17 protein-coding genes are annotated in these 19,811 nt (G+C 46.3%); 4 read left to right on the top strand and 13 right to left on the bottom strand.

What is annotated here, in order from left to right; genetic code table 11:
• Nucleotides 1-32: 32 nt before the first annotated feature.
• The 7 genes from SGRA_RS14895 to SGRA_RS14860 form a co-directional block, all read right to left on the bottom strand.
• Nucleotides 33-494 carry a hypothetical protein gene (locus SGRA_RS14895; RefSeq protein WP_015693591.1) on the bottom strand — a complete coding sequence of 154 codons (462 nt, stop codon included), beginning with the start codon at nucleotides 492-494 and terminating at the stop codon, nucleotides 33-35.
• Nucleotides 495-500: 6 nt separating this feature from the next.
• The gene (locus tag SGRA_RS14890; protein WP_015693590.1) at nucleotides 501-1,931 is read right to left on the bottom strand and encodes a CCA tRNA nucleotidyltransferase; all 1,431 of its coding nucleotides are present in this window, start codon (nucleotides 1,929-1,931) and stop codon (nucleotides 501-503) included.
• Nucleotides 1,932-2,002: 71 nt separating this feature from the next.
• Nucleotides 2,003-2,566, bottom strand: coding sequence for an L-threonylcarbamoyladenylate synthase (locus SGRA_RS14885; RefSeq protein ID WP_015693589.1), 564 nt, complete (start codon nucleotides 2,564-2,566; stop codon nucleotides 2,003-2,005).
• Between the two features lie 326 nt (nucleotides 2,567-2,892).
• Complete coding sequence (locus SGRA_RS14875) at nucleotides 2,893-3,510, bottom strand: hypothetical protein (RefSeq protein ID WP_015693587.1); 618 nt, start codon at nucleotides 3,508-3,510, stop codon at nucleotides 2,893-2,895.
• Between the two features lie 4 nt (nucleotides 3,511-3,514).
• Nucleotides 3,515-4,585, bottom strand: coding sequence for a DNA polymerase III subunit delta (holA, locus tag SGRA_RS14870; RefSeq protein WP_015693586.1), 1,071 nt, complete (start codon nucleotides 4,583-4,585; stop codon nucleotides 3,515-3,517).
• 3 nt (nucleotides 4,586-4,588) lie between these two features.
• A complete protein-coding gene (locus tag SGRA_RS14865; protein WP_015693585.1) occupies nucleotides 4,589-5,692 on the bottom strand; it encodes a ferredoxin--NADP reductase in 1,104 nt (367 codons plus the stop codon).
• Nucleotides 5,693-5,700: 8 nt separating this feature from the next.
• The gene (locus SGRA_RS14860) at nucleotides 5,701-6,339 is read right to left on the bottom strand and encodes a TetR/AcrR family transcriptional regulator (protein ID WP_015693584.1); all 639 of its coding nucleotides are present in this window, start codon (nucleotides 6,337-6,339) and stop codon (nucleotides 5,701-5,703) included.
• Nucleotides 6,340-7,093: 754 nt separating this feature from the next.
• Between SGRA_RS14860 and SGRA_RS14850 the strand changes: the two genes are divergently transcribed.
• Nucleotides 7,094-7,684 carry an START domain-containing protein gene (locus SGRA_RS14850; RefSeq protein WP_015693582.1) on the top strand — a complete coding sequence of 197 codons (591 nt, stop codon included), beginning with the start codon at nucleotides 7,094-7,096 and terminating at the stop codon, nucleotides 7,682-7,684.
• 20 nt (nucleotides 7,685-7,704) lie between these two features.
• Here the strand turns inward: SGRA_RS14850 and SGRA_RS14845 are convergent, their stop codons facing one another.
• The 6 genes from SGRA_RS14845 to SGRA_RS14815 form a co-directional block, all read right to left on the bottom strand.
• Complete coding sequence (locus tag SGRA_RS14845) at nucleotides 7,705-8,391, bottom strand: hypothetical protein (RefSeq protein ID WP_015693581.1); 687 nt, start codon at nucleotides 8,389-8,391, stop codon at nucleotides 7,705-7,707.
• Between the two features lie 2 nt (nucleotides 8,392-8,393).
• Complete coding sequence (locus tag SGRA_RS14840; protein WP_015693580.1) at nucleotides 8,394-9,509, bottom strand: AAA family ATPase; 1,116 nt, start codon at nucleotides 9,507-9,509, stop codon at nucleotides 8,394-8,396.
• A gap of 306 nt (nucleotides 9,510-9,815) precedes the next feature.
• On the bottom strand, nucleotides 9,816-10,439 hold the full coding sequence (gene pncA / locus SGRA_RS14835) for a bifunctional nicotinamidase/pyrazinamidase (protein ID WP_015693579.1): 624 nt from the start codon (nucleotides 10,437-10,439) through the stop codon (nucleotides 9,816-9,818).
• Between the two features lie 12 nt (nucleotides 10,440-10,451).
• On the bottom strand, nucleotides 10,452-11,174 hold the full coding sequence (locus SGRA_RS14830) for an NUDIX hydrolase (protein ID WP_015693578.1): 723 nt from the start codon (nucleotides 11,172-11,174) through the stop codon (nucleotides 10,452-10,454).
• 12 nt (nucleotides 11,175-11,186) lie between these two features.
• On the bottom strand, nucleotides 11,187-12,641 hold the full coding sequence (locus SGRA_RS14825) for a nicotinate phosphoribosyltransferase (protein WP_015693577.1): 1,455 nt from the start codon (nucleotides 12,639-12,641) through the stop codon (nucleotides 11,187-11,189).
• Between the two features lie 365 nt (nucleotides 12,642-13,006).
• A complete protein-coding gene (locus tag SGRA_RS14815; RefSeq protein WP_015693575.1) occupies nucleotides 13,007-13,972 on the bottom strand; it encodes a hypothetical protein in 966 nt (321 codons plus the stop codon).
• A 161-nt stretch (nucleotides 13,973-14,133) separates the two neighbouring features.
• On the opposite strand from SGRA_RS14815, the gene SGRA_RS14810 reads away from it, so the two are divergent.
• The 3 genes from SGRA_RS14810 (at nucleotide 14,134) to gyrB (ending at nucleotide 19,400) form a co-directional block, all read left to right on the top strand.
• Complete coding sequence (locus SGRA_RS14810) at nucleotides 14,134-15,786, top strand: amidohydrolase family protein (protein WP_015693574.1); 1,653 nt, start codon at nucleotides 14,134-14,136, stop codon at nucleotides 15,784-15,786.
• Nucleotides 15,787-15,969: 183 nt separating this feature from the next.
• Nucleotides 15,970-17,154, top strand: coding sequence for a sensor histidine kinase (locus SGRA_RS14805; protein WP_015693573.1), 1,185 nt, complete (start codon nucleotides 15,970-15,972; stop codon nucleotides 17,152-17,154).
• Between the two features lie 269 nt (nucleotides 17,155-17,423).
• Nucleotides 17,424-19,400 carry a DNA topoisomerase (ATP-hydrolyzing) subunit B gene (gene gyrB / locus SGRA_RS14795; protein WP_015693571.1) on the top strand — a complete coding sequence of 659 codons (1,977 nt, stop codon included), beginning with the start codon at nucleotides 17,424-17,426 and terminating at the stop codon, nucleotides 19,398-19,400.
• Nucleotides 19,401-19,811 lie beyond the last annotated feature (411 nt).

Raw genomic sequence — 19,811 nt, 5'->3', positions numbered from 1 at the left:
AAAAAAAGCCCCCTAAATAGGAGGCTTTATAACTATTGCTGTAAATTTTGAGTGTTTCCCTTTAATGGCAAACCATTGAGCGGGAGCGGCTGCCAGCTACTTTCAGGGGTAAACATCCAGATCGTTTGGTCTTGCAGCCGAAGCATATAGACCGTCTGTTGGTCCTGCATAAAAGCCTGAAAATCGGCAACTTGGTAATTGTCGGGTAGGCCTTTGCTGGAAGAAGGCTGCCAAGGATGACCCGGAACAAACCACCAGATCGATTGATCTTCTAGAACGGCCACATAACGACTGCCATCTCGAGCAGAGCGGCTGTAGGCCACAAAATGAGCAATTTTATAATCTTTGGGCAGGCCATCATTGGAAGAGGGCTGCCAGGGATAGCCAGGGGCATGCCACCAAATCGACTCATCTTCTAGGACCACCACCGTGCGGATATCCTTATCTTCTAGTCGAGTATAGGTAGAAAAATGTTTGACTTGCAGTTGATTCATGGCGTACTATTTTTTAGGAAAGAGGTCCATTGCGGCAGCCTGTTCTAGCATAAAATTGCGGGCGGCCTCATACTCATTGGCAATCAGGCCATCGAGGATCGCCTCGCGGATGGCATTTTTGAGTTGGCCCACCTGTTTGGAGGGCTTAATCTGGAAGGTCTCCATAATTTCCTCTCCCGAAATGGGGGGCTGCCATTGGCGGAGGTGGTCTTTTTCTTCTACCTCTTGCAGACGTTGGCGCAGGAAGATGAGGTTGTCGGCATAGCGGGCCAATTTTTTGGGATTGGCAGTGGTGCTATCGGCCTCACACATCAAGAGCAGGTCCTCTAGATCGTCTCCGGCCTCAAACAAAAGGCGGCGAATGGCAGAATCGGTAATATTTTCTCGGTCTTGGGTGAGCAGAATAGGACGTTGGTGCATGCTCACAATTTTCTGGACCTTTTTCATTTTTTGGTCCAATGGCAACTTAAAGCGCTTAAATATTTTGGGGACCAATTTGCCGCCTACGGCCTCATGCCCATGAAAACTCCAGCCTTGGCCCTTAAAATAGCGTTTGGTCAGTGGTTTGGCAATATCGTGCAAGAGGGCCGACCAGCGCATCCAGAGATCATCGCTCTTTTCGGCCATATTATCGACTACCTTGAGGGTGTGCCAGAAATTATCCTTATGGCGGACCCCTTCTTTTTCATCTACCCCATGCATGGCGTAAAGCTCGGGGAAAATCAGCTCGAGTAGGCCCGACTTAAACAGCAGGCTAAGGCCCAAAGAAGGCTTAGTCGAAAGCATAATCTTATTCAGCTCACTACTAATGCGCTCTTGAGAGATGATGTGAATGCGTTCCCGCTCTGACTGAATAGCTGCGAAAGTCTTCTCCTCAATCTCGAAGCCCAACTGGCTAGCGAAGCGGATGGCCCGCATCATACGGAGCGGGTCATCGGAGAAGGTGGTTTCTGGAGCAAGCGGGGTGCGAATACATTTTGCCTCTAGATCGGCTAGGCCGCCAAAGGGATCTAGCAACTGGCCAAAATCGGCTTCATTGAGCGAAATGGCTAAGGCGTTAATCGTAAAATCGCGGCGATTTTGGTCATCTTCTAGGGTACCATCCTCTACAATGGGTTTGCGAGATTCGGGGCGGTAAGATTCTTTTCGGGCGCCGACCAGCTCGATTTCCCAGTCCTTATGATGCAAAGCGGCTGTACCGAAGCGGGCATAAGTGACCACCTTAGGTTGTGGTTTTAAGCATTTGGCGATCGCCTTGGCCAATTCGATACCGCTACCGACACAAACGAGGTCGAGGTCCTTCCCCTTACTTGAGCGGCCCAAAAGGCGGTCGCGGACATATCCGCCAATCACATAAGTAGGAAAGCCCAGCTTCTGAGCGGCTTGGGCAATAGTCTTAAACAAGGCCTCCTCTTGGGCCGTCATCTCAAATTGCATAGGAAGGTGCAAACTATGTTTTCAAATAGATTAGAAGGCGCAAAGATAGCAAAATTAAGCGCCCTCCCCAATTAGGGTCGAATAAACTCCAATTCTTCCTTGGGTCCAATACGGACAATCGTAGAGGGGGCCACTTCTTGGCGATCATCTTGGCCATACTCACAAACATAATCTACTTTTGCTATGAGGCTGGGCTCGATTTCGCCAAAATGGGCGGGGCTAGTTTGGCCGCTATAATTGGCAGAGGTAGAGACCACGGCTCGGCCAAAGGCGCGGATAAAATCTTGGCAAAAAGCGGATTGGCAGACGCGGATAGCGATGCTGCCATCGGCGGCTAAGAGTTCTTTGGGAAGGTTCTTCGGTTGATCGTAAATAATGGTGAGGGGGCGTTCATGAAAGCTAATGAGCTTAGCGGCCTTGGGGGGAACGGGAAAAACGTATTGCTTCAGCATCTCGATATCGGAGACGAGGAGAATCAGGGACTTTTCTGCGGGGCGCTGCTTGAGCTGGTACAACTGTTCTACAGCGGCTACATTATGGGCATCGCAGCCCAGGCCCCAGATCGTATCTGTGGGATAGAGCAAGCTCCCTCCCTTTTGCAGACAGGCTAAAATTGCTGCTTTTTCGTCTTTCATTCTGTAGTTATATTAGGTCTTAAATTTTGGTCCTTAAGCAAGGGGGCAAAAAGCTATGCTTTAGTTCCCCCAGATATTCCGCACAAAAGTAATAGGATTAATACTTTTTACCGCATTTAATTTTGGTCCATTTGGATGGGACAGGCGGCGAAGCCGCCGCAGGCTGAGGGATGGTAGGGGGTGGCCGAAGGCCAGACCGAGCAGGCGAAGCCTGCGAAGGGCCGAGCGAATAGCGAGCCCCCGCACAGCCCGACCCGCCCGCAGGGCGGGGCAGCCCCAAAAAAAGAAGCGCCAGCCCTTCTTAAAGAAAAGCTGGCGAAAAATGTTTAGTAGCATTGCCAAAAGGCGGTATCTTCAAAGAGATACATGAGGCCTGAGTCGCCAAGGTTAAGGTCTGGCGCCAGTCGCTCATCAAATTGGCCAATAAAGGCGCCATGATGTTCATCGCTTTGGAGCCAGAGCGGTTGGCCGCCCAAGTAAGAGCAATTGAACAGTTGTTGGCGGATCGCCTTTAGGGCTTCATTGGGCGCTTCCCAGCCAAAAATCTCGCTAGGGAGCATCAGAGCTTTTTGCTGAATCATTTGGCTAGCAAGGGGCGCAATAGGCGGAGTATTGGGCATAGCGGCCTGGCCCGTATGAAAATGGAGTTGGCTAGAGTCATTGAAAGGTAAAAAAGCCTCATTATCTGCTGGATTCGCCACAAAAAGAGAGAGAAAATCGGCTGGGGGCTGAGGCAGCTGCCGCAAATCTAGGCGCAAAACATGCTGCATCGGCTGGCCTTGGCGCTCGGGCCAATCCCTTAACTGGCTGGCTTGGCCGCCATAATAAGAAAGGCTGGAGCCGCCTTCTTCTCGCCAAAGGAGGATAACTTTTTCTTGTTTTGCCTCAGGGTTTTGGGCAAAATAGGCCTGGGCGGCCTGTTGGAGTGATTCGTACTTATTCATTAGCTTAATCAATTTGTAGAATTCTGGAGACCAATTCTTGTAATAATTGGCCCGACTCGGTTTGTTCGTTAAAAAAGTCGCCTACCTGCGGCCAGCCCACCCCTTTGGATCGGAGATCATAGATTTTGAGCAGGGCGATAATGGCCTCTAATTGAGGCAGAGAGTAATTTTTCTGCACATAGCGATAATCGGCGAAGCGCTTTGTTTTTTGGCCCGGGCGGCCATAGGCTCTTTGGCCAATAGCTGCAGCAATACTGACATCATCTAGATTGCTCAGAAAGCGGCAAATATAAGCCTTACTAAAGAAATTGTAGAGCACCCCCGTGAGCATGGGCAGGGGGCCCGCTTTGGGATTGGCCTGATAGTACTTGACAATTCTTTGGGCCTTAAGAGCATCTTTTTGGGCTAGGGCCGATTGTAGCTCAAAGACATTATAATCCTTACTAATGCCAATATTTTTCTCAATTTCTGCCTTTCCAATTAATTGGCCTTTGGGCTGGTTAATCAGCAGCTTTTCGAGCTCATTGGCGATCTTGCTCAAGTCGTTGCCCAGATATTCGGCCAGCAGCTGGCCCGCCTCTTCTTCTATTTGGGCGCCTTTGTCCTTGAGGTAATTGCGAATCCAATTGGGCAGCTCATTTTCATAGGGCTTTTTACTTTCAAAAAGGACCGCCTTGCCCGCTTTTTCGGCCGCTTTGAGGCTTTTGCCTAGCTTTTTGCGGCTATCGAGTTTTTTGTGCTTATGCAAAATAAGCAAAAGCGTAGTGGGCAAGGGATTTTTGACATAAGCCTCTAGTTGGTCCAAACTGCGCATACTTTGGGCCTCCTTAAGGACCACCAACTGCCGTTCGGCCAGCATAGGGTAACGGCGGGCGGCATCTAGAACCTGCTTAAAGTCGGTATCCTTGCCATACAAAATAGTTTGATTGAAGGCTTTTTGGTCCTCAGAAAGGGCATTGGCCTCAATAAAGTCGGCAATTTCATCAATATAAAACTCCTCCTCGCCATGCAAGAAGTAGATTGGGGCGATTTTGCCCTGTTTAACATCTCGGATAATTTCTTTGGGGCTAGCCATAAATTAGACATCAAAGTTGATACGGACAATAGGCGTAGTGGGCTTAGACTGGCAGCTGAGGATAAAGCCTTGGGCGACCTCCTCCTCATCTAGGGCCAGACAGCGTTCCATCTCTACGCTACCTTCTTCGATCTTGGCCATACAGCTAGAGCAGGCGCCAGACATACAAGAAAAAGGCGCATCGGCCCCTACCCTACGCAAACCATCTAAGATAGATTCTTTCTTTTGCAAAACGACCTCAAAGTCTTCCCCATCGATGCGGGCATAGACCTTGGCATTGGCTTGAGCATTTACCTCATTTTTTGGGGCTTCATCGGCATTGAACCACTCTCTGTGAATTTGGTCGACACCCAAGTTTTCGCCTGCTTTTTGGGCCGCATCCATCAGGCCTGCGGGTCCACAAAGATAAAGCGCTTTGGGGCGACCATCCTCTGCCTGATGCTGCTTGATAAAGCGGCTAGCCCTTTTGGCGTCAATTCGTCCCACTTCCCCCTTCCAGCTTCGGTTCTTTTTGGCAAATAGGCCCATAAAACCGCCAGAAGTTTCGGTTTTGGGTTGGCTGAGGATATGTTGAACAAGCAGTTGGCCCGCATAGCGTTTTTCCAGACGCTCTAGTTCTTCTCTAAACAAAATGCTGTCTTCTGTTCTATTTTGGTAATAGAGAAAAACCCGACTTTTTGGGGCTAGCTCGATCACTGATTTCAAGATAGACAAAAGCGGCGTCAGTCCGCTTCCGCCTCCAAAAAGGAAATAATCTTTTTTCTCATCGGCTTGGGGTTGGGCCACAAAATGGCCTTCTGCAGGCATGACCTCAATTTGGTCTCCTGCCTTAAGCTGATCGTTAATATGATTAGAGACTAGGCCATTGGGCACTCTTTTGACGGCCACGGCCAGATCTTGGTCTAGAGCGGGACTAGAGCAGAGCGAATAGGCTCGGCGTTCTTCTTGGCCATTAAGGACAAAACGAAGCGTAACATATTGGCCCGCAAGATAGCTAAACTGCTCCTTGAGCGCTTGAGGAATCTCAAAAACGAGCTTTACCGTATCGCTAGAAAGCGAAATCACTTCTTTTAGTGTAAGCGTATAAAACTGATGGGCTGTATCCATAAAAAAGCTTATTGTTCTTCTTCTTCCCTTGCATTTTTTTGCAGATAGCTCTGCTTAAAAATGCCTCGGCTTTTCATCAAAAAATAATTATCAAAGGCGGCTTGCAAAGAGATATCATACTCTTGCAAAAAGGCTTCATCGGCAACAGAGCGGATGAACATTTTATCTGTTAGGGCCAACAGACGAGGGTTGATATCGTTCATGATACCGGCCTCAATGCCTTTTCGGTAGAAGGCTTCGGCCACAAAGAGGGCTCGGTCTTGAAAATCCCGCATTTTGGCCCAGAGCTCAGGGTAAAGCTGTCGGCTATCAATGAGAAACTGATTGGACATTTCGGCCAGCATGACCGAGGCGGTTTTGATCACCTCAAAATAGCGTTCGCTAAAGGTAATTTTATCATCGCTTAGTTGGTCCTCAAAGGCTTCAATTTCGGTAATTCGCAGACGAACGACCGCATCTAGGATTTCGGCTCTAGAGGCAAAATACTTATACAAAGTGGCCTTGCTAATGCCCAATTTTGCGGCAATATCGTCCATGGTAAATTTGGTCAATCCATTGCGAAGATAGACCGTAGAGAGTTGTTCGATCCAGCTAGCTTTAAGGCTAGGGTCATCGATTCGTTCTTTTTTGACTGGTTTTCGTCCCATATATTTTTGGAGTAGCGGCTAAAAAACTTTTTTCTGGCCCTAAAGTTACCAAGTTTTGCGCAATTTTTTTTTGTTTTTTTGGGGCTGCCCCTGCGGCCTTCGGCCTTGGGTCGCTACGCTGCGCAGCTCGCTACTCGCTCGGCCCTTCCTCGCCTTCGGCTCCTTGGTCTGGCCTTCGGCCACTGCTGCGCATCGCTCATCCGTTGCCAGCCGCCCTCTGGGCGGCCAAAAGCAGGCCCTGCGGGCCTGCCCATCGCTTGCGCCTAAGCCTTTTTGGACCAAACAGAGGGCTTGGCGCCATGGCCCAGCTACCTTTTCGCTAGCTTAAAAGCCAGCGCAACAATGGCATCGCTTTGAGATAATCTATAAATGAGGGTTGAAATCCTCATGAAGTTAAGGGCCCCAAAAAGAAAAAGCCAGTCCTCTTTACAGAAAACTGGCTTTATATATAATCTATTGATGATTCTCATAAAAAAAGGAGCCCGATCTACACCGGGCGCTCAACCACCTACCCTTGCTTCGTCTCCGACCTGGGGGAGTTCAGTAGGAGCTGCCCGTGTCTCTTGGCTCCGCTGCAAATATAAGGCGGCTTTTTAGATTTGCCAAATATTTTTTGAGTAGGCAGTAGGATGTACAGGCTAAGTCTTTTGGAATCAGGCAGAAAAAATTTTAAAAATTGCGGAATTGGATAGGGGGAAGAGCTTAATTTAAACATCTGTTTAATAAAAAAAAGCCGTACTCAAAAAGAAAGCCTATGAAGAAGTTAGTTTTATTTGCCCTCCTCCTCGTTTTTGGTCCTTTGCAAGGGCAGCAATGGGAATTGGCCAAAGAAAAATCAGAAATATCCGTTTATAGTCGCCCTTTGGCGGGTTGGGAAATGAAAGAGAGTCGAGCAGAAATGTATATTTCGGCCAATTTAGAAGCGGTAGAAGCGGCTATTAAGCGGGCAGAGATGCGCAAAAAGTGGATGTATGAAACCCCATTGAATGAAAACCTAGAGCAGGTTTCTGATGATGAATTCTATGTTTATTATCAGGTAGATATGCCTTGGCCGATAGAAAACCGGGACAATGTAACGCATTATAAAATACATCGTTTATCGGCAACAGAATTGCGGATTGACTTTAGGAGTTGTCCGAAAAAGAAGGCCAGACAGGCGGGTTTTATACGGATTGAGGAGATGCGGGGGCATTGGTATTTTAAGGATATGGGCCGAGGAAAATTATTTGTTCGGCAGCAGCTGGTGGCCCATGCTGGGGGGAGCATTCCGGCTTGGTTGGCCAAAAAATCGGTGGTTGAGGGACCTTATAAAACGATGACAAAATTTAGGGCCTTATTGGAGTAGGGCCTTTTTTGTGACTTAGCTTATAGCTCTTTTTTTAATCGTTCACAAAGCAGCAAGAACTGTCGAAAACTATCTAGATGTTTAGTTTCTACAGTTCGGTTCTTCATCTCTTGAAAATAGCTAGTGGTCAAGACTACAGAAGGATTTGCTTTTGTATAGCGCATATTTTTTTCCTTTAGCATCTCTCTTAGGTAGTAGGCGTGAAACTGTGCTACAGTTCCAGTTTGATTTGGGGCTAAGGGCATTTCTTCAGGATCTGCTATTCCCACATCATAATATGCTTTTAAGGCTCTAAAGCGTTCTGATTCTGGCGCCCTGCTACAGACTCTTCGGTTTCCTAAAAACCAGCTTTCTATGCAATGTTTATGGACAATCACTTCTAGTTTACAGTTGGTGGGCAAACTAAAATTGCGCTCTTTTAATGCCTTCTCTAGTGCAACTTTTCGATCAAGAAGAGACAAATCTTCACTATCTATACAGACCAGCAAATAATCGTAGCGATCTGCGAGTTCTGTGATATCTTCTGCAGCATGTACAAGATGATTATAGATCGAGGGAATTCCACCGGCGGAAAAGAGGTAATAATTATTATGCTGCACCTCCTGATAGTCATCAACTCGGCTAAGTTCTGGAAGTAGCCTAGCCAACCATTCTGGATAAGCCCTCATTTCTGTCTTAGCCCCCTCGACTATAATATATAAATTCATAATTAGCTTGTTTGCACTCCTTGTCGATATTGCTTCAGGTTAATTAAACGAAGAAAACGTTCGTGTTTTGAATCTCCAAGGTTTAATCCTTTAGCATCAATAGTTGAAATGGTCCCTGCTTTTCGCTGTACTAGCTTCCAATAATCATAGGGCACCTGATTGATAATATAGGGGTGGTGACTAGTGGCTATAAATTGAATACTTTCTTGGCTATACAGCAAATCCTCTGTCAGAATATCAATACAATTAGTCCCCAAACTATTCTCAAATTCATCAATCAGTACCACTGTCCCTTTTTCCAACAAGTACATCTCTGCAATATGAATCAAACTGCGCAACATACCTGAGGAAATGCGATATTGAGGAATCCAACTACTAACTCCTTTTTCTTTTATAGACAAAATAATTACTCGTCCCAAAAAAGAGCTAAGTTCTCCCATTCGGCCTGTTTTTATCTCTTCTACCTGAGGAAAGGCTGCAGAAAATTGCTCCTGTATATCCTGAAAAAGATCATCATTTTTTTCGTATAGCCAGTGCAATTTAACAATTGTGGGGAGTTCAGCAGCTTTTAACTCCTCTACAGTTTGGTAATCCTCCATTCTATAATCAGTAGAAGATATCCCAACTTCTTTAGTGTGATCTCTTAAAATAATTTTCTGAAAGCCTTCATAAGCGGGACGGATCGCCTCTTCTTCCTTAAAAATGGAAATTAGGCTTTCTGTAAAAGAGAGCTTGGGCATTTTTTCACCCTCAAAATATATTTGCTCTCCTTTGCGCTCTGTAATTAGTTCATCATTTAACCAGAGTTCTTCTCGAAGCAATTTGGCCATCTTCTTTTTATCAGCGGTATGCCAATCTAAGCCCTCTACTTCATCAACTAAAAAGTCAAATTCGCCTGTCCAATGATAGTGCTGACCCTCATTGCGAAATTTGACATCCCATGCTAATCCATTTTGATTGGCCCCCTTACTAATCTTGACCAAGCTATTTATAGCCTGAAGAATCTGCGTTTTACCAACTCCCGAAATGCCAACTAAAAGTGTCAACTTTAGAAAGTGAATATCTTGGATAGACCACTCTTCTTGTTTATGTTGATAAGCTAGACTATCAAGGTACATAGGATACTAAATTTATTTTGTACAAAATGTTATCAAACTGCTTATTCAGCTTATCTCAAGATAAGCGTTTTTTTACAAATACTTAAATATCCTAAAAAAGGCCCCGCTAGCAGTAGCTAGCGGGGCCTTTTTGTGACTTAAAAATAAAAAAGAGGCTGCCCTTATTCAGGACAGCCTCCCCTAAAAACCCAAACAAATAAACACAAAGACAATTCAAAGATACAGCTCTTATTGTAAATGTCAAATTACAGACTAAAAATATCCCCCAAAAGGGGTAATTTTAACAATTGTTAAAAACCGATGTATCTACACCAAATTAACAACATCTTGACTATCAACAATTTCAATGCCTTTTGCTTTTAGCTCGGCAATTGCATTTTTTCCATCTTCTGCTTGCATATTTACCGCTCTACAAGCATCTTGGACCAAATAAGTTTTAAAGCCTAGGGCCTGAGCATCTAGTGCGGTAAACTTGACGCAATAATCTAGCGCAAGGCCGAGCACAAAAACGGTTGTGACGCCTTTTTCTTTCAAATAATCGCCTAGGCCGGTGGCTTTTCTATGGCCATTATCAAAAAAGCCACTATAGCTATCAATTTCTATATCAGTTCCTTTCTGGAAGATCTTGGTAATTTGGCTTTGGTCCAATTCGTCCACCAATTCGGCCCCATAGCTTCCTTGCACACAGTGAATGGGCCAAAGGATTTGCGCTAAGCCATTGAGGTCAATTACTTGCCCAGGCTGTCGAAAAAGGTGGTTGGCTGCAAAGCTTTTGTGGTTGGCGGGATGCCAATCTTGGGTAGCTATCACCAGCTCAAAATGAGGCATTAGGCTATTGGCGACAGGGATCACGGCATTGGCATCGGGGACCTCTAGGGCGCCATGTTGGCAAAAATCGTATTGTAAATCTACTAAGATAACTGCATTCATAAGTTGCTCTATTTAGTCTTCGGTCTCTCTGGGTTGAAAGCGAATTTCAAAGATGAATTCGCCTAAGCGTTCAGACAGCCGTTGATATTTTTCTTTATTAAATTTATAGAGGTAGGCGGGGCGGTGCGGCACATTCTGTTGCCGTTCTTGTTGCTCGAGCAGGCCCATTTTTAGAATTTTGGACCTAAAATTTCGGCGGTTGAGTTGTTGGCCCAAAATGGTTTCATACAAGTTCTGAAGATCAGTCAGGGTAAACTTTTCGGGCAAGAGCTCAAAGCCAATAGGTTTGTACAAGACCTTTGCTCGGAGTCGCTCCAAGGCCATTTCTAGTACTTTGTTATGGTCAAAGGCCAAGGGTGGCAGTTCCGAAATCTTAAACCATTTGGCTTGTCGGGCATCAGAAGCGGCCTTAATGGGATGTTCCGATAAATTGACTAGGGCATAATAAGCCACACTAATCACTCGGCCCCTAGGGTCTCGATTTGGTGCACCAAAGGTATAGAGCTGCTCGATAAAGATGTCTTTAATGCCTGTTTCTTCTTCTAGCTCTCGTTTGGCGGCCAAATCTAGGTCTTCGCCCATATCTACAAAGCCGCCAGGCAAGGCCCAATGTCCCGCAAAAGGGTCATCTGCTCGTTCAATGAGCAAAATGCGCAAATCTGCGCTATCGTCTAAACCAAAAACCACACAATCTACCGTAACCGAGGGTCTTGGATATTCATAGGTGTATGCCATATTTTTTATTCCTTATTGTTTTTTATTCTTCAGTCCCTCTATCAAGGCGGCTTTAGTTTGGGCCAAATGCGCTTCTAGCCCCTTGGGGTACAACTTAAAATCTACGCCCTGAAAAAGAGCCAAATCTCGTTCTGCAGCCTTGCGAATTTCGCCTAAGCTAGGCAATTTATAGCAAAGTTCGCCTTTTCTAAATATGGGCTGCAAGAGATCTTCGTATTTTCGGCTATCGCAAACTATACTGCGGCCATCTAGGCTTTGCAATTGGCCCAAAGGGCTAGTTTGCAGCTCATCCCAAATCATGTCGCCATAGGGCCGCCCATCGGTCAAATAATAGCGGCGAACTTGTAGTGCGCCCGGATTAGAGATTTTAATTGGCGTATTGGAGAGCTTAATTTTATAGGCCCATTCGCTATTTGCATCCTTGCGCAAGGCAGCCAGTTTATAGACGCCGCCTAGAGCGGGCTGATTCTGGGCGGTAACCAAATTGGTCCCCACGCCCCAACTATCAATGGCCGCTCCCCCAGCCTTTAAGGTCCTAATTTTATCCTCATTCAGGCTATCGCTAGCAATGATTTTCGTCTTTTCAAAACCCGCCTCATCCAAGCGTTTTCTGGCCCAAATACTCAGGGCCCGCAAATCGCCACTATCTAAGCGAATACCTAGTAAATCCTGTCCTTGCGCTCTTAATGCTCTACCGATTTCAATGGCTTTGTCTACTCCCTTTTGCGTATCATAGGTATCCACCAGAAAAACGCAATTAGCGGGCATGGCCTGCGCATAAGTAGCAAAGGCTTGCTGCTCATCCTCAAAACTCATCACCCAACTATGCGCATGAGTTCCCTTTACAGGAATATCATAGAGCTTGCCCGCCAATACATTACTGCTTGCGGCTACTCCAGCAATATAAGCTGCTCGAGAAGCGGAGAGGCCTCCGTCAATTCCCTGCGCTCTGCGCAAACCAAACTCTAGGACCGTATCGCCCTGAGCGGCCAAACAAACCTGATGCGCCTTGCTGGCAATTAAGGTTTGAAAGTTTAGGATATTTAATAATGCCGTTTCTAATAATTGGGCCTGAATCAATGGACCACGAACCCGCAAAAGGGGTTCATGTGCAAAAACAACTCGGCCCTCTGGCACCGCATCAATATCACAGCTAAACTTCATGCGCTGTAGATAATTCAAAAAGGCTTCCTCAAATAATGGGCGGCCATCGGCCCCCTTCAAGCCCCCTAAATACTGTATATCATCTACCGAAAAGGCAAAATCTTGCATATAGGCAATGGCATCTTCCAAACCTGCTGTAATGGCATAATTGGCCCCAAAGGGGTTTTTTCGGTAAAACCAATGAAAAATGGCCTCTTCTTCTTGCCGGCCCGCCTTCCAATAGCCGTAGGCCATAGTAATTTGATAGAGGTCGGTGAGCAGGGCCAAACTGCTCCGATAGCGCTTATTTAAACTGTTTTGCATAGGGATATTTTATTTTGTACGAACAAGATAATTAGACTTAGTTTATTTTCCAAACTAACTTAGTTTATTTTTCAAACTAAGTACCCTAGCAATTAGTTCAACTGCCTTGAAATTTTAGGTTTAAAAATGCCCATCACACTGATTTTCAGTTATTTATTTTTCTCGGTCCTTTTGCGGTGGACAGGCGGCGAAGCCGCCGCAAAGGCGCGCAGCGCCTCGGCTGAGGGATGGATAAGGGGGGCCGAAGGCCAGACCGAGCTTTTTGAGCAAAGCGAAAAAAGCGAAGGGCCGAGCAGACCTGCGAGCCCTGACACAGCCCGACCCGAGCGAAGCGAGTGGGCAGCCCCAAAATAGCAGTAGAAGAGTTAAAAAAGAGGATAATATTGAGCCAGGGCGGCAATGGCCAGAAACAGCAATTGCCAAAGCTCTGCCCAGCGGCTATTTTTCCAGGCTTGCCATTGTAGCCCAAGCAAGAGCGCCATAGGGAGCAAGCAGGCGGTTAGTTGGGCGGGTATTCCTTGATAGGCCAAGAGCTGCAAGGGGGCAAAAAAGAGAAAGATAAAAATGAGTTGTAAAAACTTCTGCTCCTTAATGGTTGTCTTTTGCTTGAGGGTTTGAAAATTGGCCCAAGAGAGGAGAAAAATCAGCAAAGCCGCCCCAAAAGAGGCCAAAAGGAAGGGAGAATTGAGGCTAGAAAAATCTCGATGCAGCCAATTGGAAAAGGCATAACTCTGGGCAAAATCGCCCCAATGATCAAAGAGAAAATAAGCCGTGCCGGTCAGAAATGCGGGTATACTGCCCGAGAGCAGAATGACGGAAAAATCTCGGATGCTGATTGGTCGAAGGGTGATCCAAGCCAACAAAAAAGCGGGTAAATAAAGAGCAAAAGGCAGATAAAACTGCATGCTCAGGCCCATAAAGAGAGCGGCATTAGAAAGTGGCAACACCGAATTTTTCTGCTCATAGGATCGGTAGAGATTATAGAAACAGAGCAATAAACTCAAATTGCCCAGCAAGACTGGCGAGAGGCCTAGGCTCTCTGGAAACAAAGCCAGGCCAAGCAAGCTACTGATGGCCACAAAAAATGTACTCTGTCGGCCCAAGCGAAAGCGATTGACCAATTGGTTGAGCCCAAAAGCCAAGACAAAAGCGAGCAGCAAAAAAAGCAAGTTGGCCCCTAGTCCACTGCCGCCAAAATAAGGCGCTAGTGGTCCCAAATCCGCCAAAGAAGCCGTATCGGAGAGAAAAAAAACGGGCAAAAGGAGTAAAACTCCATAAATCAAGACAAAAAAGCCGGTAATAATATGATTGTTGCGAAATAAAGAGAGCACCTTTTCTTTTTATAGGGTAGAGGTAATTTGTTCATTTAGGGCAAAATGGGCCTTTCGTCTAAAAGATGATGGACAAGATCTTAATTCTTCAGTAAGTTCATCAAAAAAGCCTAAATTTACGGTCCATTTTACGCCTGACCGCCCCAAAATACAGCTTCAGCATGCGAAATACAATCGGTTTTCTGCTTTTCTTTCTCCCTCTTTTTCTTTTGGCCCAAACCGAAGAAGAAGAACAAGCAAATCCCCCCCTGCAATTAGGGCAATTTTATGCCGATATACATATCAACTCGAGTAGTAAGCCCTATAACTCTCGGACTGGAGACATGGACTACACGATTTGGGAGCCCATTTTTCATGATTGTGGCTACGACCGTTCTAGCCAAATGATGCAGGCCCTCGGCCCCTATCTACCCAAATACTCGCAGGCGCATTTTGCGGCCCTGGCGCAGGGGCGTAGCCGCCTTAGCTGCATGGCGCTTTCTCCGGTAGAGCGCCCGCTCATCAATGGCTCTAGTTTTTACAATGACCGAAATAAAAAAGCGACCGTTTCTTGCATGACGGGCATTGTGGCCAACCAACTCTTTTTGCGCCAAAAAGAAATGGATTATTTTGCCGACCTACTGGGTAATATTGAGTATTTGCAACGTTTTGAGGGCGAAAAAAGCTTCTACTATTTTCAGGGCAAAAAGCATCAGTACGAAATTATCCGCAATGCTGGGCAGCTCGACTCGGTGCTGGCTAGCCCCTACCGCCTCGGCATCTTGCTGAGCATTGATGGGGGCCATAGTTTGGGCCACTCTATATATATAGATGAAAATATTACCAATTTGGAGGAGTATAGCGAGCTGATGCGCAAAAATATTCGCCGCCTAAAGGGCCTACTCCCTATTTCTGATAATACCGATGAGTATATCCAAACGCCAATTCTCTGGATTTCCTTGGCCAAAAACTATGAAAATGGCCTAGGCGGAATGGCCAATAGCTGGAGCCGCGACGAAATTAACGTCTTTGGCAAGGTCAAGGCGGTCAATAATGGCCCTAGCCGCCTGGGTAAAGAAATTATTGAAGAACTTACCGCCCGAGAAGGCCGACGCATCCTGATTGATGTGAAACACATGAGCTACCGCTTTAGAAAATATTATTATCAGGCCATTGAACGGGCCTCGATTTTGGGCGAAAAAATCCCTGTGGTTTGTAGCCATTGCGGCATTAGCGGGTTGAGTTGGCAGCAGCGAAATTATAAACGCAAAGATGACGATAATAAAAATAATACCTCTTATCTGAATCACTGGACCCAAAACCTCTCGGAGGAGGACCTAGTTAATATTTATAAATCGGGCGGCCTAATTGGCATTCCCTTAGATGCCTCGGTTTTGGGCGGCCAGCTGGCCCTAGAAGAAATTCGGATGAGCCCCGAGGGCAGTTTGCAACGCAAAAAAGCGGAGTTGCACCTCTTTATGGCCAATGTACTGACCGTGGTGCAGCTGGTTTCTAAAAGTAGTGGCTACAACCCCAAGCGAAAAAGTGTTTGGGATATTATGGCCCTGGGTTCCGATTTCGATAACATCAAGCAACCCCTCACGGCCTATCCCGATGCCTCTTATACCGCCAAATTGGCCGAAGATATTGAGGCCTTTTTGGCCCAGCCCGAAAACATTAGCAGCCTGTTTACTAGCCGCCAAATTGAAGAGCTGATGGAGGGCTTTAGTCCAGAAGAACTGACCGAAAAGATCATGTCCAAAAATGCCTATGACTTTATTAAAAAGCAGCTAGAGCTCCAACCTAAATTAACGGGTCCACAAGCCCAAAAATAAGCTGCTGTTTTTTATTTTTTTGGGGCTGCCCCGCCCTGCGGGCGGGTCGGGCTGTGTCGGGCTCGCAGGTCTGCTCGGCCCATCGGCAGCTTTGCTGCCTCGGTCTGGCCTTCGGCCACCCTTTCCATCCCTCAGCCTGCGGCGGCTTTGCCGCCTGTAGGGATCCAATACGAGCATTTAGCTATGAATATCAATCAATTTTTTCAGACAGCCAGCTGGCGCTTTGCCCTTGTTTTGGGCTGCGTATTGGTCCTTTTGGGCTCTGTTTACTTTAATATTACGATTGGGCAGCAACTAGAAACGGCAGAGCGGCAGCGCATGCGTACCTGGGCCCAGGCCCAAGAAAGCATTTTAAAAGCGGCCAACAATTGCGACCTCAGTTTTCAGAGCCAAATCATTAGCGAGAATGAAGATATTCCCATGATTTTGGTGGATGGGGATTACCGCATTATTGATGTGCGCAACTATGGGGATAGAAGCTGGCCCAAGGACCGAAAATACTTTGAGAAGGAGCTAAAAAAACTGAGAGAAAAGAGCCAGCCTATTATTTATGAGGTGCCCGAACTACAGCTTAAAAACTACGTTTATTTTCGGCAATCTAAATTGATTACCTATTTAGAGGTATCGCCTTATTTGCAGTTTGCTTTATTATTGGCCTTTATCATTATGGCCTATTTATCGATTAAGGCCCTTAAAGATTTGCAGCAAGAGCGCATTTGGTTGGGCATGGCCAAAGAAACGGCTCATCAGTTGGGGACCCCCACCAGCTCTTTGGTGGGCTGGATAGAGAACATTCGTTTGTTTTATCCCGAAGATGAAAATCTGGGCATGATGGCCGATGAAATGGCCAAGGATGTAGAACTGCTCAATCAGGTGGCCTATCGCTTTTCTAAATTGGGGGCTTCGGCAGAACTGAAAGAGGAAGACCTTTTGCCTCGCCTAGAAAAACTGTTGGCCTATAGTAAAGAGCGGGCCTCTAGAAAAGTGCAGTTTATTGCGCCCAACTTTGAGGAGTTGGCCCCTATTTTAGCGCCCATCAATGGACTTTTATTTGATTGGGTCATTGAAAACCTCTTTAAGAATGCCCTAGATGCCATGGATGGACATGGCGAAATTGCCCTGCGGGTCTATCAGGTTCAGCAGCAAGTAATTATTGAAATTCAGGATAGTGGAAAAGGCATGCCCAAAAAGCTGCATAAAAAGATTTTTCAGGCGGGCTTTTCGACCAAACAGCGAGGTTGGGGCCTAGGGCTCTCCCTCTCTAAGCGAATTGTAGAACAATATCATAATGGGCGCATCTATGTAAAAGAATCGGTACCTGGAGAAGGGACCATATTTAGGATCCAGCTGCCCACAAGCCTAGGCTAGGCCTTCTGCGGTTTGCAGGCCCGAAGGGCCGCAGGCTGAGGGATAGAAAGCAGTGGCCCAGAGGGCCAGACCCAAGCCGCCAGAGGCGGCTGCAGGGCCGAGCGAACAGCGAGCTGCGACATAGCCCGACCCAAGCGAAGCGAGGGGCAGCCCCAAAAAAGAAATAAAAAAACCGAGATAGAGAAGCGCTAAAAAAGAAGCCCTAGACGGATCTTTTTTGCTTTTAAAAAGGCTGGCATAAGCCATTTATTTTTTGTATTTTTGTAGCTATGGAAGAAAATAAAAACAACTTAGATCAACAACAGCCCGAGGTTCAGAATGCGGACTATGGCGCCGATAATATTCAGGCGCTGGAAGGCTTGGAGGCCGTGCGTATGCGGCCAGGTATGTATATTGGTAGCACAGATAGCAAAGGCCTTCATCATTTGGTATGGGAAGTCTTGGACAACTCGATTGATGAGCATTTGGCGGGTTATTGCGATGAGGTGACGATTACGGTGCACCCCAATAATTCGGTTAGTGTTTTTGATAATGGTCGGGGGATTCCCGTGGGCATGCATCAGAAGCTCAAAAAATCAGCCTTGGAGGTGGTCATGACCGTCTTGCATGCTGGTGGAAAATTTGATAAAAAGACCTATCAGGTATCTGGTGGTTTGCATGGTGTGGGGGTTTCTTGTGTGAATGCCCTATCTAGCTTTTTGAAGGCGGAGGTGCATCGCGAGGGGCAGGTTTATGTGCAAGAATATAGCTGTGGGATTCCGCAAACCGAGGTAGCTGTGATTGGGCAGACGGAGCGAACGGGGACCAAAGTGACTTTTTTGCCTGATGCCAGTATTTTTTCGGCTACCAATTATATTTATGAAAACTTAGCCAAGCGCTTGCGGGAATTGGCCTATTTGAACAAAGGTTTGCGTTTGATCATCATTGATGAGCGCAAATTGGAGGAAGATGGCAGTTTCAAGCGGGAGGAATTCTTTTCTGAAGGAGGGCTTAAGGAGTTTGTTCAGGAAATGGACAACAATAACAACCGAGATATTTTGTTGCCCGAGCCTATTCATGTGATGGGAGAAGAAGAGGGTGTATTTGTCGAGGTGGCTTTTCAGTACAACAACTCTTATCGGGAGAACCTTCGCTCTTTTGTCAATAATATCAATACGATTGAAGGCGGAACGCATGTTTCTGGATTCCGCAGAGCGGTGGGCCATGAGCTCAAGAAATATGGAGAGCGGACAGGTTTGTTTGCCAAGGCCAAGGCGACTATTTCTAGTGAAGATTTTCGAGAGGGCCTCACGGCGGTAGTTGCCGTAAAAGTGCCTAACCCACAGTTTAAGGGACAAACCAAGGGCGAATTGGGCAACCAAGAGGTCAATTCTATTGTCTCGGGGGCGGTGCGTAAGGCCTTTGCCATTTATTTGGAAGAAAATCCCTCTATTGCCAAGCTAATCATTGACAAAGTGATTTTGGCCGCTCGTGCTCGTACAGCAGCCCGCAAGGCCAGAGAAATGGTACAGCGCAAAAACGTATTGACGGGTTCTGGTCTGCCCGGTAAACTAGCCGATTGTTCGTCTAGAGATGCTAGCCTTTCCGAAATCTTTTTGGTAGAGGGAGACTCGGCGGGTGGAACGGCCAAACAGGGCCGCAGCCGTGAGTTTCAGGCTATTTTGCCTTTGCGTGGTAAAATCTTGAACGTAGAGAAGGCCATGGAGCATAAAATCTACGAGAATGAAGAGATCAAAAATATTTTTACGGCTCTAGGCGTACGCATAGCCGAAAAAGATGGCGATCGTTATCTGGATACCGAGAAATTGCGTTACCACAAAATCGTCATTATGTGTGATGCCGATGTAGATGGTAGCCATATCGTTACCTTGATTTTGACCTTCTTCTTCCGCTATATGCGCCCCTTGGTAGAGAACGGCTATGTTTATATTGCTGCGCCCCCCCTCTACTTGGTCAAGAAAGGCAAAAAACAAGTTTACTGCTGGGATGAAGCACAACGCCAAATGGCGGTAGCCGAATTAGGCGGACAGGGCGTTGGCGTACAGCGCTATAAGGGTCTGGGTGAAATGAATGCCGAGCAACTTTGGGAAACCACCATGAATCCCGAAACCCGTACCCTTCGTCAGGTACAGATTGAAGATGCCGAAATGGCCGATGAAACCTTTAGTATGCTGATGGGAGATGCCGTGCCTCCTCGCCGTAAGTTTATTGAAGAAAATGCAAAATATGCTAATGTTGATGCCTAGGATTTAGGCCTAGATAGAGCGAAAAAGCGAACTTTCCGAATTGGGAAGTTCGCTTTTTTTTGTCCTAGGCTGACACAAAAGCAGCAAAAGCGGAGCAGTAAGTTAAGTCTCTAAGTTGTCACAGCAACTATAGATCTATAGTATTTTTTAGCTACAGCTAGATAAAGGCGCAAATATTTTCTCTGGGCAAGCAAGCTGCTAAAATAGGACAAAAAGGAAGTTGAGCCAGCCTAAACCTACAAAAACAACTCATAATCAATTACTTGGAGTCAAAAATGGGCAAAAAACACTTTTTCAGCTTTTTTATGACTTCTAAATTGTAAAAGAAATGTTAAGCTGATTTAAAAAAAATCTGGTTTTTAGGGTAACATTTTGACTAAAACTGTCATAAACAACTATAAGACCTAAATA

The organism is Saprospira grandis str. Lewin (assembly GCF_000250635.1).
GTDB lineage: Bacteria > Bacteroidota > Bacteroidia > Chitinophagales > Saprospiraceae > Saprospira > Saprospira grandis.
The sequence above is the reverse complement of the archived record's forward strand: the minus strand, read 5'-3'. Positions and strand labels throughout refer to the sequence as shown.

What these genes read in the sequence shown, in the direction of transcription:
- SGRA_RS14840 (WP_015693580.1), bottom strand. Translation starts at nt 9,509, where the DNA reads ATGTACCTTGATAGTCTAGCTTATCAACATAAACAAGAAGAGTGGTCT.
- SGRA_RS14850 (WP_015693582.1), top strand. Translation starts at nt 7,094, where the DNA reads ATGAAGAAGTTAGTTTTATTTGCCCTCCTCCTCGTTTTTGGTCCTTTG.
- SGRA_RS14890 (WP_015693590.1), bottom strand. Translation starts at nt 1,931, where the DNA reads ATGCAATTTGAGATGACGGCCCAAGAGGAGGCCTTGTTTAAGACTATT.
- SGRA_RS14825 (WP_015693577.1), bottom strand. Translation starts at nt 12,641, where the DNA reads ATGCAAAACAGTTTAAATAAGCGCTATCGGAGCAGTTTGGCCCTGCTC.
- SGRA_RS14885 (WP_015693589.1), bottom strand. Translation starts at nt 2,566, where the DNA reads ATGAAAGACGAAAAAGCAGCAATTTTAGCCTGTCTGCAAAAGGGAGGG.
- gyrB (WP_015693571.1), top strand. Translation starts at nt 17,424, where the DNA reads ATGGAAGAAAATAAAAACAACTTAGATCAACAACAGCCCGAGGTTCAG.
- SGRA_RS14865 (WP_015693585.1), bottom strand. Translation starts at nt 5,692, where the DNA reads ATGGATACAGCCCATCAGTTTTATACGCTTACACTAAAAGAAGTGATT.
- holA (WP_015693586.1), bottom strand. Translation starts at nt 4,585, where the DNA reads ATGGCTAGCCCCAAAGAAATTATCCGAGATGTTAAACAGGGCAAAATC.
- SGRA_RS14830 (WP_015693578.1), bottom strand. Translation starts at nt 11,174, where the DNA reads ATGGCATACACCTATGAATATCCAAGACCCTCGGTTACGGTAGATTGT.
- SGRA_RS14810 (WP_015693574.1), top strand. Translation starts at nt 14,134, where the DNA reads ATGCGAAATACAATCGGTTTTCTGCTTTTCTTTCTCCCTCTTTTTCTT.
- SGRA_RS14860 (WP_015693584.1), bottom strand. Translation starts at nt 6,339, where the DNA reads ATGGGACGAAAACCAGTCAAAAAAGAACGAATCGATGACCCTAGCCTT.
- SGRA_RS14895 (WP_015693591.1), bottom strand. Translation starts at nt 494, where the DNA reads ATGAATCAACTGCAAGTCAAACATTTTTCTACCTATACTCGACTAGAA.
- SGRA_RS14875 (WP_015693587.1), bottom strand. Translation starts at nt 3,510, where the DNA reads ATGAATAAGTACGAATCACTCCAACAGGCCGCCCAGGCCTATTTTGCC.
- SGRA_RS14845 (WP_015693581.1), bottom strand. Translation starts at nt 8,391, where the DNA reads ATGAATTTATATATTATAGTCGAGGGGGCTAAGACAGAAATGAGGGCT.
- pncA (WP_015693579.1), bottom strand. Translation starts at nt 10,439, where the DNA reads ATGAATGCAGTTATCTTAGTAGATTTACAATACGATTTTTGCCAACAT.
- SGRA_RS14805 (WP_015693573.1), top strand. Translation starts at nt 15,970, where the DNA reads ATGAATATCAATCAATTTTTTCAGACAGCCAGCTGGCGCTTTGCCCTT.